This window comes from Aeromonas sp. 75A, assembly GCF_051919425.1.
Lineage (GTDB): Bacteria > Pseudomonadota > Gammaproteobacteria > Enterobacterales > Aeromonadaceae > Aeromonas > Aeromonas veronii.
In genome coordinates, this window is sequence record NZ_JBQBES010000002.1 from 2,940,844 (window position 1) to 2,953,971 (window position 13,128).

14 protein-coding genes are annotated in these 13,128 nt (G+C 60.3%); 8 read left to right on the plus strand and 6 right to left on the minus strand.

The genetic code is table 11. The features are described from left to right. Positions 1-58 precede the first annotated feature (58 nt). The 6 genes from ACTG2T_RS13830 (at position 59) to ACTG2T_RS13855 (ending at position 6,767) form a co-directional block, all read left to right on the plus strand. A complete protein-coding gene (locus tag ACTG2T_RS13830) occupies positions 59-988 on the plus strand; it encodes an ROK family protein (RefSeq protein WP_107683468.1) in 930 nt (309 codons plus the stop codon). Between the two features lie 60 nt (positions 989-1,048). Beyond that, positions 1,049-2,059: an erythrose-4-phosphate dehydrogenase gene (gene epd, locus ACTG2T_RS13835; RefSeq protein WP_005335438.1), complete on the plus strand. Its 1,011-nt coding sequence runs from the start codon at positions 1,049-1,051 to the stop codon at positions 2,057-2,059. Positions 2,060-2,120: 61 nt separating this feature from the next. Next, the gene (locus ACTG2T_RS13840) at positions 2,121-3,284 is read left to right on the plus strand and encodes a phosphoglycerate kinase (protein ID WP_005335436.1); all 1,164 of its coding nucleotides are present in this window, start codon (positions 2,121-2,123) and stop codon (positions 3,282-3,284) included. A gap of 115 nt (positions 3,285-3,399) precedes the next feature. Next, positions 3,400-4,479, plus strand: coding sequence for a class II fructose-bisphosphate aldolase (gene fbaA, locus ACTG2T_RS13845; protein WP_005335434.1), 1,080 nt, complete (start codon positions 3,400-3,402; stop codon positions 4,477-4,479). 159 nt (positions 4,480-4,638) lie between these two features. Continuing rightward, the gene (locus ACTG2T_RS13850; protein ID WP_330125684.1) at positions 4,639-5,943 is read left to right on the plus strand and encodes an NAD(P)/FAD-dependent oxidoreductase; all 1,305 of its coding nucleotides are present in this window, start codon (positions 4,639-4,641) and stop codon (positions 5,941-5,943) included. 236 nt (positions 5,944-6,179) lie between these two features. Further along, positions 6,180-6,767: a hypothetical protein gene (locus tag ACTG2T_RS13855; protein ID WP_330125683.1), complete on the plus strand. Its 588-nt coding sequence runs from the start codon at positions 6,180-6,182 to the stop codon at positions 6,765-6,767. A gap of 54 nt (positions 6,768-6,821) precedes the next feature. On the opposite strand, the gene ACTG2T_RS13860 is transcribed toward ACTG2T_RS13855, so the two are convergent. The 4 genes from ACTG2T_RS13860 to cutA form a co-directional block, all read right to left on the minus strand. Beyond that, on the minus strand, positions 6,822-7,235 hold the full coding sequence (locus ACTG2T_RS13860; protein ID WP_159144292.1) for a hypothetical protein: 414 nt from the start codon (positions 7,233-7,235) through the stop codon (positions 6,822-6,824). Between the two features lie 70 nt (positions 7,236-7,305). After that, entirely contained in the window at positions 7,306-7,797 is a 492-nt protein-coding gene (locus tag ACTG2T_RS13865) for a GNAT family N-acetyltransferase (protein ID WP_064335563.1), read from the minus strand. Continuing rightward, positions 7,787-9,586 carry a protein-disulfide reductase DsbD gene (locus ACTG2T_RS13870; protein ID WP_330125682.1) on the minus strand — a complete coding sequence of 600 codons (1,800 nt, stop codon included), beginning with the start codon at positions 9,584-9,586 and terminating at the stop codon, positions 7,787-7,789. The genes ACTG2T_RS13865 and ACTG2T_RS13870 overlap by 11 nt, the downstream gene beginning before the upstream one ends. Further along, positions 9,583-9,900 carry a divalent-cation tolerance protein CutA gene (gene cutA / locus ACTG2T_RS13875; RefSeq protein ID WP_330125681.1) on the minus strand — a complete coding sequence of 106 codons (318 nt, stop codon included), beginning with the start codon at positions 9,898-9,900 and terminating at the stop codon, positions 9,583-9,585. The genes ACTG2T_RS13870 and cutA overlap by 4 nt, the downstream gene beginning before the upstream one ends. A 244-nt stretch (positions 9,901-10,144) precedes the next feature. On the opposite strand from cutA, the gene ACTG2T_RS13880 reads away from it, so the two are divergent. Continuing rightward, on the plus strand, positions 10,145-10,501 hold the full coding sequence (locus tag ACTG2T_RS13880) for a hypothetical protein (protein WP_047436071.1): 357 nt from the start codon (positions 10,145-10,147) through the stop codon (positions 10,499-10,501). Positions 10,502-10,663: 162 nt separating this feature from the next. Here ACTG2T_RS13880 and ACTG2T_RS13885 read toward each other — a convergent pair whose 3' ends face one another. Continuing rightward, positions 10,664-11,110: a PACE efflux transporter gene (locus ACTG2T_RS13885; protein WP_005335423.1), complete on the minus strand. Its 447-nt coding sequence runs from the start codon at positions 11,108-11,110 to the stop codon at positions 10,664-10,666. A gap of 125 nt (positions 11,111-11,235) precedes the next feature. Here ACTG2T_RS13885 and ACTG2T_RS13890 point away from each other — a divergent pair, with 125 nt between their 5' ends. Beyond that, positions 11,236-12,117: a LysR family transcriptional regulator gene (locus ACTG2T_RS13890; protein ID WP_005335421.1), complete on the plus strand. Its 882-nt coding sequence runs from the start codon at positions 11,236-11,238 to the stop codon at positions 12,115-12,117. 6 nt (positions 12,118-12,123) lie between these two features. On the opposite strand, the gene ygfZ is transcribed toward ACTG2T_RS13890, so the two are convergent. Next, a complete protein-coding gene (gene ygfZ / locus ACTG2T_RS13895) occupies positions 12,124-13,032 on the minus strand; it encodes a tRNA-modifying protein YgfZ (RefSeq protein ID WP_330125680.1) in 909 nt (302 codons plus the stop codon). Positions 13,033-13,128 lie beyond the last annotated feature (96 nt).

Below are 13,128 nucleotides of genomic sequence, written 5' to 3' on the forward strand. Positions count from 1 at the left end.
TTTTACATTGAAATAGGCGCTGCAACGACGAGAGCGTGGCGCCAGTGCAGGAGGCAAGATGAGCAGCAAGTCACTGGATTGGGGTATCGATCTTGGCGGTACCAAGTGTGAATGCGTGGTGCTGGATGGCGACGAGGTGCTGCTGCGCCACCGCATCCCCACCGAGCGTGCCGGCGGTTATGACCACATGATCGGCCAGATCGCCAAGCTGGTGGCAGAGTGCGCCGAGAAGATTGGCCAGCGCCCGGCCGTCATCGGCATGGGCACGCCGGGGGCGCGGGATCCGCAGACCGGCCTGATGAAGAACTGCAATACCACCGAGCTCAACGGCAAGCCGTTCAAGGAGGATCTGGAGCGCAAGCTGGGCGTGCCGGTGCTGATCGCCAACGACGCCAACTGCTTCGCGCTGGCAGAAACCCATCTCGGTGCAGTGCGCCAGCACCATCCCGATGCGAAAGTGGTGTTCGGCATCATCATGGGCACCGGGGTCGGCTCCGGCATCGTCATCAACGGCCAGATCCTCAACGGCCATCACGGCATCGCCGGTGAGTGGGGCCATAACGTGCTTTCCCCTGATGGCCCCGAGTGCTACTGCGGCAAGCGTGGCTGCGTCGAGACCCTGATCAGCGGTCCGGCGCTGGAGGCTTGGTACGAAGCCAAGGCCAAGCGCCACCTCTCGCTTGCCCAAATCGCGGCCGCCACGGCTCACGATCATGTGGCCAAGCTCACCATCGACCGGCTGCACCTGCTGTTTGGTCAGGCGCTGGCCAACGTGGTCAACATTCTCGACCCGGATGTGATCGTCATCGGCGGTGGGGTGGGCAATGTGCAGAGCCTCTACAGCGTGGGACGGCAGACAATTTTGCCCTTCCTCTTTAATCCCCGCTTCAGAGCCCCCATTATTGCTCCTGCCCTTGGCGACAGTGCCGGGGTATTCGGGGCCGCACTGCTGGCCCGCGGTGAATTCAAGGAGGCCCTGCTGTCGTAGCCGGGGCTCCCGGGCGGCCGGTGCGCCGTCCTGTTGCTGGTTCAAGGAAACGGATTCTCGATGATCAAGATTGCCATCAATGGTTACGGGCGGATCGGTCGCAACGTGTTGCGAGCCCTTTATGAAAGCGGGCGCGACAAGACCATCAAGATCGTCGCCATCAACGAGCTGGCGGCTCCCGAGGCCATGGTGCACCTGACCCGTTACGATACCAGTCACGGTCGCTTCCACCATCCGGTGCAACTGGCGGGCAACAGCATGCTGGTGGGGGAGGATCTCATCTCCCTGTTTGCCGAGCGGGATCCGTCAAAGCTGCCGTGGCGGGCGCTGGGGGTGGACGTGGTGCTCGATTGCACCGGGGTATTCGGCTCGCGGGCCGATGCCGAGCTACATCTGGCGGCGGGGGCGGGCAAGGTGCTCTTCTCCCACCCGGCGGATGCCGATGTGGATGCCACCGTGGTCTACGGGGTCAACCATCATACCCTCACCGGAGCGGAGCGGATCGTCTCCAACGCCTCCTGTACCACCAACTGCGTGGTGCCGGTGATTGAAACATTGCATCGAGAATTCGAGATAAATTGTGGTACTATTACGACAATTCATTCGGCCATGCATGATCAGCAAGTCATCGATGCCTACCACAGTGACTTGCGCCGAACCCGCGCTGCCAGTCAGTCCATCATTCCGGTGGACACCAAGCTGGCAAAGGGGCTGGAGCGTATCCTGCCCCACTTCGCCGGCAAGTTCGAGGCGATTGCGGTGCGGGTGCCGACCATCAATGTAACAGCGATGGATCTCAGTATTACTGTTCGTAAAAAAGTGACAGTTACTGACGTAAATCAAGCCCTGCAACGGGCATCCAGAGGTACATTACACGGTATTCTGGATTACACGGAAGAACCGCTGGTCTCCGTAGACTTCAATCATGATGCACACTCCTGCATCATTGATGGTACCCAGACCCGGGTGAGCGATGCCAACCTCGTCAAGATGTTGATGTGGTGCGATAACGAATGGGGCTTCGCAAACCGGATGCTGGATACCACCCGGGCCATGATGGCCGCAGGCTGAGCCTGCCCCGGGCGAAAGGTTACTGTTTTTAACATTACCTGGAAAATATAGAGGACTGAATATGTCTGTTATCAAGATGACTGACCTGGATCTGGCGGGTAAACGCGTTCTGATCCGTGCTGACCTGAACGTACCGGTAAAAGACGGCAAGGTCACCTCCGATGCACGTATCGTTGCGACTCTGCCGACCATCAAGCTGGCTCTGGAAAAGGGCGCCAAGCTGATGATCACCTCCCACCTGGGTCGTCCGACCGAGGGTGAATACAACGAAGAATTCTCCCTGGCTCCGGTTGTCAACTATCTGAAAGACGCTCTGTCCTGCCCGGTTCGCCTGGCCAAGGATTACCTGGATGGCGTAGAAGTCGCTGCCGGTGAGCTGGTTGTGCTGGAAAACTGCCGCTTCAACAAAGGCGAGAAGAAGAACACCGAAGAGCTGGCCAAAAAATACGCCGCCCTGTGTGACGTCTTTGTAATGGATGCGTTCGGTACTGCTCACCGCGCCGAAGGTTCCACCTATGGTGTTGCACAGTTCGCTCCGGTCGCTTGTGCCGGTCCGCTGCTGGCGGGTGAACTGGAAGCCCTGGGCAAAGCCATGCTGAAGCCCGAGCGCCCGATGGTTGCCATCGTTGGCGGCTCCAAGGTCTCCACCAAGCTGACCGTTCTGGAATCCCTCTCCAAAATCGCTGACCAGCTGGTTGTCGGTGGTGGCATCGCCAACACCTTCATCGCTGCTGCCGGTCACAACGTCGGCAAGTCCCTGTGCGAGCACGACCTGATCGACACCGCCAAGAAACTGGCTGCTGAGACCAACATTCCTGTGACCACCGACGTGGTTGTAGGTGCCGAGTTCTCCGAGTCCACTCCGGCCACCATCAAGTCCGTCTCTGACGTGACCGACGGCGACATGATCTTCGACATCGGCCCGGATTCTGCCAAGGCCCTGGCTGACATCATCATGAACGCCAAGACCATCCTGTGGAACGGTCCGGTTGGTGTGTTCGAGTTCGACCAGTTCGCTGAAGGCACCAAGGTTATCGCTGAAGCCATCGCTGCTTCTCCGGCCTTCTCCATCGCTGGCGGTGGTGACACCCTGGCTGCCATCGACAAGTTCGGCATCGCTGACAAAGTCTCCTACATCTCCACTGGCGGCGGCGCCTTCCTGGAGTTCGTAGAAGGCAAGGTACTGCCGGCTGTTGCGATTCTGGAACAGCGCGCCAAAGCCTAATTGACCCGGAACGGGGGGCAAAAGCCTCCCGTTTCGTTTATCATGTGCCCGCTGTGCCGGTTCATGATGAACCCCCCATTTTTTATTAACGGCATACGAGACAGGACGATTAAACATGTCTAAGAAAATTTTCGACTTCGTAAAACCCGGCGTGATCACTGGTGATGACGTTCAGAAAGTGTTCGCCATCGCTAAAGAGAACGGCTTTGCTCTGCCGGCCGTAAACTGCGTTGGTACCGACTCCGTGAACGCCGTACTGGAAGCTGCCGCCAAGGTTAAAGCGCCGGTTATCGTTCAGTTCTCCAACGGTGGTGCCGTGTTCACCGCCGGTAAGGGTCTGAAGCTGGAAGGTCAGAAAGCTGCCATCCTGGGTGCCATCTCTGGTGCCAAGCACGTTCACGCTGTTGCCGAAGCTTACGGCGTGCCGGTAATCCTGCACACCGACCACGCTGCCAAGAAGCTGCTGCCGTGGATCGACGGTCTGCTGGAAGCGGGCGAGAAGCACTTTGCTGAAACCGGCAAGCCGCTGTTCTCCTCCCACATGCTGGATCTGTCCGAAGAGTCTCTGGAAGAGAACATCGACATCTGCTGCGAGTACCTGACCCGCATGGCCAAGATGAACATGACTCTGGAGCTGGAACTGGGTTGCACCGGTGGCGAAGAAGACGGCGTCGACAACAGCCACATGGATCAGTCCGCTCTGTACACCCAGCCGGAAGATGTTGCCTACGCTTACGAGCGTCTGTCCAAGATCAGCCCGCGTTTCACCATCGCTGCCTCCTTCGGCAATGTACACGGTGTATACAAGCCGGGTAACGTCAAACTGACCCCGTCCATCCTGGACGCTTCCCAGAAGTACGTTTCCGAGAAGTTCGGCATCCCTGCCAAGTCTCTGGACTTCGTATTCCACGGTGGTTCAGGTTCCACTCTGGAAGAGATCCGCGAGTCCATCTCTTACGGCGTAGTGAAGATGAACATCGACACCGACACCCAGTGGGCAACCTGGGAAGGTCTGCTGAACTTCTACAAGAAGAACGAAGCTTACCTGCAAGGCCAGCTGGGCAACCCGGAAGGCGCCGACAAGCCGAACAAGAAGTACTACGATCCGCGCGTATGGCTGCGTGAAGGTCAGACTTCCATGATCGCTCGTCTGGAGAAAGCATTCTCCGACCTGAACGCCATCGACGTACTGTAATTCGTTACAGCACCTTGATTGCATGAAAAGGCGCCCTTCGGGGCGCCTTTTGCATTTCTGTGATCCGCACCGGTTGGTGAGTGGAGGAGGAACTGGGTATTATCGAAACAACTTTGCTTATTTTATTAAACAATTTGCAACCAAGGCAGGATGCTGAGTATGCAGGCAGGAAAGCACAACGGATATCAGGAGCACGTCGCCTCCTACTACGCGGCCACCCGCAACGACTCGCAACAGTGGCCCGAGCTGGAGGGGGAGCACAAGGCTGACGTCTGCATCATCGGCGGCGGTTTTACCGGTCTCAATACCGCCATCAATCTGGCGGATGCCGGGTACAAGGTGGCCTTGCTGGAGGCCAACCGCATCGGCTGGGGCGCCTCTGGGCGCAACGGCGGTCAGCTTATTCGCGGTATCGGCCACGATACCAGCCAGTTCGCCCGCTGGATTGGTGAGGATGGGGTCCGCGAGCTGGATCTGATGGGGCTGGAGGCGGTGCAGCTGGTGCGCGAGCGGGTCGAGCGTTTCAATATCGAGTGCGACCTCACCTGGGGTTACTGCGATCTGGCTACCCGTCAGCGCCATCTGGCAGGTTTCGAGGAAGATCTCGACCATCTGGCGAGCCTCGGCTATGAGCACGAACTCAAACTGGTGCCGCGGGAAGATATCCATAGCGTGGTGGGGTCGGATCGCTATATCGGCGGCCTCATCGACATGGGCTCCGGCCATCTCCATCCTCTCAATCTGGCGCTGGGCGAGGCGCGCGCCGCCGCCAGCCTCGGGGTTTCCCTGTTTGAACACTCCAGAGTGACCCATATCGATTACGGCAAGCAGGTCGAGGTGACCACTGCCCACGGCCGGGTCACTGCCGACTATCTGGTGATCGGCTGCAACGCCTATCTCAACGACCTCAATCCGGAGCTGGGAGGACGGGTGCTGCCGGCCGGCTCCTACATTCTCGCCACCGAGGTGCTGGATCGCCGCTTGCGCCAGCGCCTGCTGCCGCAAAACATGGCGGTGTGCGATCAGAACGTGGCGCTCGACTACTACCGTCTCTCCGCCGATGGTCGTCTGCTGTTCGGCGGGGCCTGCAACTACTCGGGAAGGGATCCCCGCGATATCAAGGCCTTCATGTTGCCCAAGCTGCTGCGAGTCTTCCCCGAGCTGGCTGGCACCGCCATCGAGTTTCAGTGGGGCGGGATGATCGGGATCGGCGCCAACCGGCTGCCGCAGATTGGCCGCTTGAAGGAACACCCCAACGTGCTCTATGCCCAGGCCTACTCGGGTCACGGTCTCAACGCCACCCATATGGCGGGCAAGCTGGTAGCCGAGGCGATCCGCGGCGAGAGCCGGGGTTTCGATCTCTTTGTCAGCGTGCCCCATATCACCTTCCCCGGCGGCCCGGCGTTGCGCTCCCCGCTGCTGGCACTGGGAATGTTGTGGCACCGGATGAAGGATATCTTCTGACTCCGATTGTCAGCCTGTGTAGTGCTGGCTGAACGAGGCACTCTTGCCAGCCCCTTGTTTATAGCGGGTTGGCACAATTATCCCGCCTGATAGACCAAAAGATGCATTCGCGCCAATCCCTGCCGGTTGGCGCTATCTTTTAGGTGTGAGAGCGGTTATCTGCCAAGGGGCAAGGGTTGTCAGATTGCCGGAATATTTGTCGAGAAAGAGCTGAGGACGGGGGGAGGAGGGCCAAGATGGAGATAAATGTGGTCGCGTCAGGCGGGCCCAGCCCGCTGGTGCAACGGCAGGGTTCTCCCGCTGTGCAGGCACAGGAGCGGGCTGCAACTTCACCATCAACGGGCAGTGACAGCCTGGTGCGCGACCTTGGCGCAGTGCTGGATGAGCTGGGGCTGTCACCGCAAGGGGAGAGCAGTGGCGGTGGCACTGTTTCAATCAGGGACTCGCTGGAAGCGTTCATCAACACCATGATGGGCTCCCTGCAACAGCAGCAGGAGCAACAGTTGGCATTGCAGCAACAACAGCGGCAAGAGCAGGAACAGCGCAAACTCGCCATCGCCGACAGCAGCGAAAACCCGCTCAAGCGGGATCTGGAGCGCCTGCTGGAGACGCTGGATCAGCAGGGCAGACAGGAAAAAGAGAGCGAGCAAGGAGCCGAGCGTGAAGCGGTCAACCCCTTGCAGAGCCAGCTGACCAAGCTGCTGGAGAGCAGCGGTGCGGCAGAGAGCGGGGTCACCCTCAAGGAGATGCTGTCAGGATTGGCCAGCAAGCTGCCGAACGAACCTGCCGAGCGAAAAGGGTATCGGGTCGATACCCAGGTTTGAGCTGGTTGGCAACGGCAGGAGAGTCGTTGCAGAGCATAAGGGGCGGAAAGCCCTTTATTGGGCCGGTTCAGCCAGCCGCCACCCCTGTTCGTCCTTCATCATCCACACCTCTGCCTCTTGCGGCAGCACCTGGCCCGCCTCGAACTCGCCATATTTGCGCTCGAGATCCATCAGACCCATCTCCTGCTGGAAGGGGCCAACCCGGTCGTAGACCAGGTCCTCGTCGTGCAACACCTGCAACTGATCGAGCCCCTGCTTGAAGTGGAGCTGGTAACTCACCTTGACCAGATAGACCCCCTCCATCCGCTCCTCCTTGCCGAGGATGGTGAAGTCGCTGATATCGAACAGGTTGGCGTCTGTCTCGGCCAGCAGCTTGGCGGTGACCTGCTGGCGGATATCCTCTTCACCGGGCCCTGCACTGCAGCCATAAAGCCAGAGGGCTAGCAGGGGGATGAACCACTTTTTCATCAAAACTCCGGACAAGTGCAAAACGAGAGGGGCGATTGTGCCACGCGAATGCGCGGCGGCAAACCTCGGCTCACGGTTCCAGTGAACGTTCCAGCACGATGGCCTCGGCCCGATAACCAGCCAGCTCGCGGCGATAGCACTCGGTGAAGCCTCTGCGCAGCCAGAAGGATAGAGCACTCTCATTGCTGGCAATCACTGACAGGCGAAGCCGGGTAGCCCCCCATGAGCTTGCCAGCGTGCAGGCGTGAAGATAGAGCGACTGACCACGGCCACTCCCTTGCCAGGGTTCCCCCACCAGTAACAGACCCAGATAGGCGGTGTCTGGATTGGGGTAGCCGCGCAGCAGATCAATGACAGCGGTGAGTTCTCCCTGCTCCCAGCGGCCGATGAGATGTTTGTCGGAGAGAGGCAGGCCGGATGGGCAGGCGACAAGTTCCTCTTCTCCTGCCTGTGCAGAGAGAGGATCATTGCTAACCGCCGCCTGATAGGAGGGGGCCTGCTCGAACAGCCGCTGCAAGGCAGGTGCATCGCTTGTCTGCAGCCGACGCAACTCAGTGTGCATCACTTACCATCTCGAGATGTTTGGCAAAGGGGATAGGCCCCATAAAGCCGGTGACCCGCTGGCCTGTCAGCTCCTTGCCCTCGCGGTCGAAGAAGATGAGGGTCGGCAGCCCCAGCACATTGAGGCCGTTGAGCAGCTCGATATCGGCATCGTCGTTGGCGGTAACATCCGCCTGCAGCAGCACCATCTGGCCGAAGCGCTCCCGCACAGCTGGATCGCTGAAGGTCTTGTGCTCGAACTCCTTGCAGGCGACGCACCAGTCGGCGTAGAGGTCGAGCAGCACCGGCTTGCCGCGGGCGGCGGCCAGCTGCACCTTGAGATCATCCAGCGTCTTGACGCGGATAAACTGCGGCGCCGTTTGACTGGCATCCGTCGTGATGGCAGCAGGGGGGGCCGGTTGCAGCAGATCCTTGCCCACTACCACGGCGCTGATCATCGCCAGCAACAGCACGAAGCCGCGCACGCTTTTGGCCACCGAGTGGGGTTGGTGCTGGTTGTGGTGATAGAGGTAGCCGCACAACAGCAGCCCCCAGCCGAGCCAGGCGAGAGTGGCAATCTGATCGCTCCAGAGCCGTGACAGCAGCAGGATCGGCACTGCCAGCAGGGCAAAACCAAACAGCTGCTTGATCACATCCATCCAGGCGCCCGCTTTGGGCAGTAGCTTGCCACCCGAGGTGCCTAGCAGCAGCAGCGGTAGCCCCATCCCCAGTGACAGCGCATAGAGTGCCGCCCCGCCGAGCCAGAGATCGCCGCTCTGGGCCACGTAGATTAGCGCCCCCGAGAGCGGCGCCGTAGTGCAGGGGGAGCAGACCAGCCCGGAGATTATCCCCATGATGGCGACCCCGACCACAGAACCACCCTGCTGGCGGTTGGAGAGGCCGGAGAGCCGGGTCTGCAAACTGCTCGGCAGTTGCAGGGTGTAGAGGCCGAACATGGAGAGGGCCAGCAGCACGAACATCACCGAGAGGCCGATCAGCACATAGGGGTGTTGCAGCGCCGCCTGGAATTTCAGCCCTGCCAAGGCCACTACCAGCCCCAGCAGGGTGTAGGTGACCGCCATCCCCTGCACATAGACCAGAGAGAGCAGGAAGGCGCGACCGGTAGAGAGGCGATGGCCGGCACCGGCGATGATGCCGGTCAGAATGGGATACATGGGGAAGACGCAGGGGGTGAAGGCGAGCCCCAGCCCCAGCGCGAAGAAGGCGACGATGCTGAGCCAGAACCCCTGATGTCCGAGGGCGGCGGCCAGCTGGTCCTGCTGGCTAACCGGTGCGACGCTTTGTGCCGTTTCAGCAGTGGACGCTGTGGTTGCCGTGACCAGCGGGGCCACATCGATCAGCTTGTCGGTCGGTGGATAGCAGAGGCCGTCGGTACAGCCCTGATAGCGCACCCGCAGGGCGGCATTTTCCCCCACCTCCTTTAGCGGCACCGCGATGCTCACCTGCTGATAGTAGACCCGGGTCTTGTCGAAGAAGTCATCCTCGTGCTCTGTGCCTTCCGGCAGGGTCGGCTCGCTGAAGGTGAGGTTGTTCCCCTTGAAGCGCAGGCTGTGGCGATAGAGGTAGTAATCGTCGGCGATATGGAGGGTTAGCAGCAGCTGATCGCCACGCTGTTCGCTCTCGATCTGAAAGGCCTCATCGACCTGCAAAAATTTGGGTTTGGCATTGGCCTCAATGCCCAGCGAGCTGAGCAGATCGGCGCCGCTGGCGTGGGCAGGGGAGCTGCCCACTGTTGTCATCAACAGGGCACAGAGCAGCAACAAAGGAGAGAGCAAGCGGTTGAATGTCATGGGGTCTCCCCATTGAGCCAGTCCAGATAGGCAGGTAGTCCGGCACTTACCGGCAGGGCCAGCAGCTCGGGCACCTCATAGGGGTGATTGGCTTGAATGCATGCCTGCAGCTCGGCAAAGCGCGACTGGCGGGATTTGATGATGAGCTGGATCTCGGTGGCGCGCTCCACCTTGCCTTGCCAACGATAGACGGAGGTGACGCCCGGCAGTTGATTGATGCAGGCGGCCAACCGCTGGTTCAGCAGCTGTTCGCAGAGAAGGTCGGCACTGGTTTGATCTGGGCAGGTGCAGAGCACCACAATGGCGTCGGTCATAAAGCGGATCTTCACCTCGTTGGGGTAAACCGGGCAGGCGCCCTTGCCATCTCATCCCTTTATGCGGATGAAGGTGAAAAAAGCGCCTGAAAATCAGCGGCTACTATACCCCAGAGCCGCTTCAAATAGCATCTGTAGCCATTTGTGAGCCAGCGCCAAAAATTTGTGGGGGGCATGAGATAGACGCTGTCATGGGGACAGGGCAGAATGAGCGGGCTTGTTCCCAATTGACGTAAGGAAATGTATGACCCAACAGAATGAGCAGCAGAGAAACCGCATGTTGAGCCTGCTGCGCGAAGGTGAGCGCCGCATGTTGGTTCAATTGGCCGGGCTGCTGCGCACGACCGCCGATGAAATCAATGCCGAGCTGGAGAAAGAGGAGCTGATGGCCACCCTGGAGCAGCCCATCACGGTGGAGTATCTCAACGGCGTGGTGCAGCACCATCTGTTCGAGCGCAAACACAAGGGAGATATGGCGGTTGCCCAGCAGATCCTGAGCGATTATCAGAGCGAGCTGGAAGCGCTGCAGGCCGCTCAGGCCCAGCCTGAAGAGGCTGTCGCTGCCGACGAGAGCGGCGAAGAGCTCAAGGCCCAGGCTTGAGCGACGGGCAGGCCTGAATCCTTACCTCTGAATCAGCCGGCCTGCCAGCGCTGATCCCTCTTGCGGCCCCATCATGTCTGCCATGATGGGGCCGTGTCGTTTCTTCTGTAGTCTTTCCTTGTTGCCCTTCACTTCTCGGTTTCAATCCAACTGATTCGTGCCTTAGCGCGCCTCTTGTGGCATGCCGTGCGGCACTTCGCGGGGGATGGGGAACACCTTGTCATAGCCCCAGTTGTAGACGAAGGCATAGATCAGGTAGAAGACGACGAAGCCCAGATCCAGCACCAGCGCCTCCAGCATGCTGACGCTCAGCCACCAGGACATGACCGGTAGCGCGACGATCAGCAGACCGCCCTCAAAGCCGAAGGTATGCAGCACCCGTTGCCACAGGGTCTTGTGGGTATGGCCCTGATATTTGAGCAGCAGCTTGTCGACCCCGATGTTGTAGATGTAGTTCCAGACCGTGGCCAGTACCGAGAAGAACAGTGCCAGCGGGCCCATATGGTTGAGCCCGACCCCGGTAACCCAGCTGGCCAGCGGGGCGGCAATCAGCAGGCCAATGAATTCAAAGCCAATGGCATGGCGCAGGCGATCGTTACGGGTACGCATAAGTCACTCTCTCAATCAGGTTCATTCACGGATTGCTGGTTAATCTATAGATCTTTGGCGATAGATTCATGTTGGTATCCATCGCTAAAATAGATGGATGAGAGAGCTTGCCGGAGGGCAATAAGATGACTCCATCACTGGAACAACTGAGGATCTTGCTGGCGGCCGCCGAAACCGGCTCGTTTTCCGCTGCCGCCCGCAAGCTGGGCAAGGCGCAGTCGGTGGTGAGCAGCGCCATCGCCAATCTGGAGATCGATCTGGCGCTCACCCTGTTTGACCGCAGCGGCCGCTATCCGCAGCTGACGGAGGCGGGGGCCCGCATGGTGCAGGAGGCGGGGATCCTGCTGGCGCAGAGTGAACGATTGCAATCCATTGCCGGGGAGCTGGCGGCCGGGGTGGAGACGCGGCTCACTCTGGCCATCGATGATGACTCCCACCTCCCCTGGCTCGGCACCCTGCTGGAGGAATTCGCCACTCGTTACCCGACCGTGGAGCTGGAGCTGCTCTTCCCGCTGATGGAAGATGTGACCGAGATGCTGGTGACCGGCCGGGCCCAGCTCGGCATCAGCTATCAGAAGGTGCATCCCCAGCGAGAGATTGTCGCCCATTCGCTGGGGGAGGTGACCATGCCGCTGGTGGTGTCACCGGATCATCCGCTGGCCCGCAAGCAGCCGCTGCGGGAGGTCGATCTGCAGGGGGCACGCCAGCTGATGGTCACCGGCCGACGGGAAGGGAGCGAGCGCCAGCGTTTTCGCATCTCGGCTCAGGTGTGGTGGGTCGAGGGGGATCTCGGGGTGCTGGAGCTGGTCAAGCGGGGCCTTGGCTGGTCCGCCATCCCGGAATTTCTGCTGCATCAACCGCTGAAGCGGGGCGAGGTGGTGGTGCTGGAGCCGGACTTTATCGCCAGCCACGCGCTGGCGCTGGAGCTGCAGTGGCATCGCGCCCGCCCGCTGGGGCAGGCGGGGCGCTGGTTGAAGGAGGCACTGCTGGCGCGGGTGCCTCGCTAGCCGACCTTACTCGGTCAGATCGTAAGGCAGGGGTTGCAGGGTGAGGCAGGAGCCTTCGTCCTGCTTGAGGCGGAATTGGGCGTCAGCCTCGGTATCTTTCGGCAGTACGGCGGTGAGCCACACCTGTCCGGCCTGTTGCCAGGCGTTGAGCACCATGCCGCTGCGGCGCCAGTTGTCACCCAGTTGCAGCTCCAGGGTATCGCCCGCATTGACCGGCTCACTGGCACTGCCTGCCAGCAGAAACAGGGCGCGGTTGTTGGCGCCGCGATATTTGGCGCGAGCCACCGTCTCCTGCCCCATGTAGCAGCCCTTGTTGAAGCTGATGCCGTCCAGTGCCTGCAGGTTGAGCATCTGCGGGATGAACTCCCCCTGATGCACCGCTTCCATGTGTGGCAGGCCCGCCTTGATCTCGAGCCCCCACCAGAGTGACTCGTCACCTTGTGGCAGGGCGTCGGCTTGCTGATTGCTTACCAGCAGCCAGCGATCCTGCTCAATCTTCACCGCCATGCCGCCGTCGATAAGACCGCTCTGCTCCAGACCAAACTGCGCGGCGATCCAGCCATCGCTGCCCGTACCGGCGATCCCGGTAGCGTGACGCTCATCGGCGGCGATCTCGACCTTGGAGAAGACGGCAAATTTCTTCAGCTCCGGCAACTGACGTTCCAACACTGAAGGGCTGGTCAGCAGCAGCAGACTGTCGTCGAGGCAGAGCAGGCGGAAATTGCTCCACAGCTTGCCCTTGGGATCACAGTGGCCACCCGGGGTCTGTTGCCCCGGTTGCAGGGCGTTGACATCACAGGTGACCTGACCTTGCAGATATTTGACGCGATCCTGGCCGCTGATACGGGTGATGGCCAGCTTGGTCAGGGAGAAGCGGGTCGGCTCGGCAGGAAAAACAGGTGGTTGCAGGCTCACGATGGTATTCCAGAGAGAAAGTATGTGAGCTGCATGGTAAAGACGTAACTAATGTTTGTCAGCCGGAAAATCCAGCTGGTACCATCCCCCGGTCTT

Excerpts from the sequence above, each read along its gene's own strand:
- ACTG2T_RS13870 (WP_330125682.1), bottom strand. The coding sequence starts at position 9,586 with ATGACATTCAACCGCTTGCTCTCTCCTTTGTTGCTGCTCTGTGCCCTG.
- ACTG2T_RS13850 (WP_330125684.1), top strand. The coding sequence starts at position 4,639 with ATGCAGGCAGGAAAGCACAACGGATATCAGGAGCACGTCGCCTCCTAC.
- ACTG2T_RS13890 (WP_005335421.1), top strand. The coding sequence starts at position 11,236 with ATGACTCCATCACTGGAACAACTGAGGATCTTGCTGGCGGCCGCCGAA.
- ACTG2T_RS13885 (WP_005335423.1), bottom strand. The coding sequence starts at position 11,110 with ATGCGTACCCGTAACGATCGCCTGCGCCATGCCATTGGCTTTGAATTC.
- fbaA (WP_005335434.1), top strand. The coding sequence starts at position 3,400 with ATGTCTAAGAAAATTTTCGACTTCGTAAAACCCGGCGTGATCACTGGT.
- ACTG2T_RS13865 (WP_064335563.1), bottom strand. The coding sequence starts at position 7,797 with ATGCACACTGAGTTGCGTCGGCTGCAGACAAGCGATGCACCTGCCTTG.
- epd (WP_005335438.1), top strand. The coding sequence starts at position 1,049 with ATGATCAAGATTGCCATCAATGGTTACGGGCGGATCGGTCGCAACGTG.
- ACTG2T_RS13855 (WP_330125683.1), top strand. The coding sequence starts at position 6,180 with ATGGAGATAAATGTGGTCGCGTCAGGCGGGCCCAGCCCGCTGGTGCAA.
- ACTG2T_RS13880 (WP_047436071.1), top strand. The coding sequence starts at position 10,145 with ATGACCCAACAGAATGAGCAGCAGAGAAACCGCATGTTGAGCCTGCTG.
- cutA (WP_330125681.1), bottom strand. The coding sequence starts at position 9,900 with ATGACCGACGCCATTGTGGTGCTCTGCACCTGCCCAGATCAAACCAGT.
- ACTG2T_RS13830 (WP_107683468.1), top strand. The coding sequence starts at position 59 with ATGAGCAGCAAGTCACTGGATTGGGGTATCGATCTTGGCGGTACCAAG.
- ACTG2T_RS13860 (WP_159144292.1), bottom strand. The coding sequence starts at position 7,235 with ATGAAAAAGTGGTTCATCCCCCTGCTAGCCCTCTGGCTTTATGGCTGC.
- ACTG2T_RS13840 (WP_005335436.1), top strand. The coding sequence starts at position 2,121 with ATGTCTGTTATCAAGATGACTGACCTGGATCTGGCGGGTAAACGCGTT.